Source organism: Mesorhizobium sp. M1E.F.Ca.ET.041.01.1.1 (assembly GCF_003997355.1).
Classification (GTDB): Bacteria; Pseudomonadota; Alphaproteobacteria; order Rhizobiales; family Rhizobiaceae; genus Mesorhizobium.
The window spans coordinates 1-1912 of sequence record NZ_RZSL01000870.1 but is presented as its reverse complement, the minus strand read 5'-3'; the positions used below and the strand labels follow the sequence as shown (position 1 = coordinate 1912).

General features: G+C 63.5%; 2 protein-coding genes and 1 pseudogene. All 3 read left to right on the top strand.

Annotated elements, in window-relative coordinates; genetic code table 11:
- Positions 1–162: pseudogene (locus tag EOA38_RS41180) on the top strand (septal ring lytic transglycosylase RlpA family protein); the annotation flags it as partial.
- 134 nt (positions 163–296) lie between these two features.
- Positions 297–1475, top strand: a complete 1179-nt coding sequence (locus EOA38_RS35250; protein ID WP_127301388.1) for a D-alanyl-D-alanine carboxypeptidase family protein — start codon at positions 297–299, stop codon at positions 1473–1475.
- Between the two features lie 72 nt (positions 1476–1547).
- On the top strand, positions 1548–1912 hold a 365-nt coding region (tmk, locus tag EOA38_RS35245; protein ID WP_127301387.1), incomplete at its 3' end, for a dTMP kinase.

The window sequence follows — 1912 nt, the reverse complement described above, 5'->3', positions numbered from 1 at the left end:
GCCCTCGAGCCGTTCGGCAGGACCGAAATCCAGCGCACCGAGCTCGACGGCGACGACTGGTATGCGGTCAACGTCTATCCGGATGGCCATGGCAGCATCGACGATGTGCTGCAGGCGGCCTGGTCGCACGGCGCACCGGACGCATTGGTTGTGCGAAACTGATCAATTTCGCGCGCGCCGTTGATACGGCCGAAAAAACCCTGATAGCTTGGCCTCGCTGGGGTATTCTTTGCGCAATTCCGGACGGGAAACCGCTTGGCGCTTTTCCTGGAATTGCTCTGATCGGGTCGACATTCATGCAGTTCCGCGTCTTTCAGCCTTTCGCCGGACTTGTGGGATTGGCGCTGATGCTGTTTTGCGCGGTGCCGGCGAGCGCGCAGCTTTTCGAAACCAAGGCGAGCCAGGCGTTCATGATCGATGCCGATACCGGCACGGTGCTTTTCGCCAAGGATGCCGACAAGCCGATCCCGCCGGCTTCCATGGCCAAGCTGATGACGATGGAGGTGGTCTTCAACGCTCTCAAGGCGAAGCGGATGACGCTCGACGACACTTTCGTCGTCAGCGAAAACGCCTGGCGCACCGGCGGCGCGCCATCCGGAACCTCGACCATGTTCGCCAAGCTCAAATCGGCGGTCCGCATCGAGGATCTGATCCAGGGCGTGACCGTGCAGGCCGCCAATGACGGCTGCATCGTGCTTGCCGAAGGCATGGCCGGTTCGGAAGCGAATTTCGCGGCGCAGATGACGGAACGCGCCCGCGAAATCGGCCTCGCGAAATCGACCTTCGTCAATTCGACCGGGTTGCCTGCAGACGGCCAGCAGACGACGGTGCGCGAGCTCACGATGCTGGCTCTGCATCTGTGGCGCGACTATCCGGAATTCTTCCACTATTACGGCCAGCCGGATTTCACCTGGAACAAGATCTCCCAGCGGAACCGCAATCCGCTTTTGGCCATGGGTATCGATGCCGACGGCTTCGTGGCCGGGGCGAGCGAAACCGCCGGTTTCGGCATTGTCGGCACGGTCAGCCACAACGGCATCCGCGTGATCGCGGCGCTGAGCGGGCTGGCGAACGATCGCGAGCGTTCCGAAGAAGCGCGCAAGCTGCTCGATTGGGGTTCGCGCTCCTTCCAGAAGACCGAGATCTTCGCCAAGGACGAGGTTGTCGGCGAAGCGCAGGTCTTCGGCGGTGCCCAATCCGGCGTGGCCTTGAAAGCCAAGGGCCCGGTGGACATCTTTCTGCCGATAGCCAACCGCGACAAGCTGACCGCCAAGATCGTCTATGACGGTCCGGTGGCGGCGCCGGTGGAGGAGGGGCAACCGGTCGGCGAGCTGCGCGTTTGGATAGGCGACACGCTGAGCCAGCGGACGCCGCTTTTCGCCGCCGAGAAGGTCGAGGTAGGCACGCTGCCGCAGCGCGCGCTCGACGCCGCCAAGGAACTCGCTGTCGGCTGGCTGCGTCAGAAACATTTGTGATCGGGCAGGCTCGTGGACCTTTTGTCGGACGGGAGCTATGACAGCGGCCAGCGCGGGCAAAGGTATTCTCGATTGGCGAGCGGATTTTTCATCACCTTCGAAGGCGGCGAAGGAGCAGGCAAGTCGACGCAGATCGAGCGGCTGGCGCGGCGCATGCGCGCCAAGAAGTACGAAGTTCTGGTCACGCGCGAGCCGGGCGGCTCGCCGGGCGCCGAAGCGGTGAGACATGTGCTTTTGTCGGGTGCGGCCGAACCGTTCGGCCCGAAGATGGAGGCGATCCTGTTCGCAGCCGCGCGCGCCGACCATGTCGAGCAGGTGATCCGGCCGGCCGTCGAACGCGGCACGATCGTGCTTTGCGACCGGTTCATCGATTCCTCGCGCGTCTACCAAGGCGTCACCGGCGGGCTCGATCCGGATTTCATGGAGGCGCTGGAAAC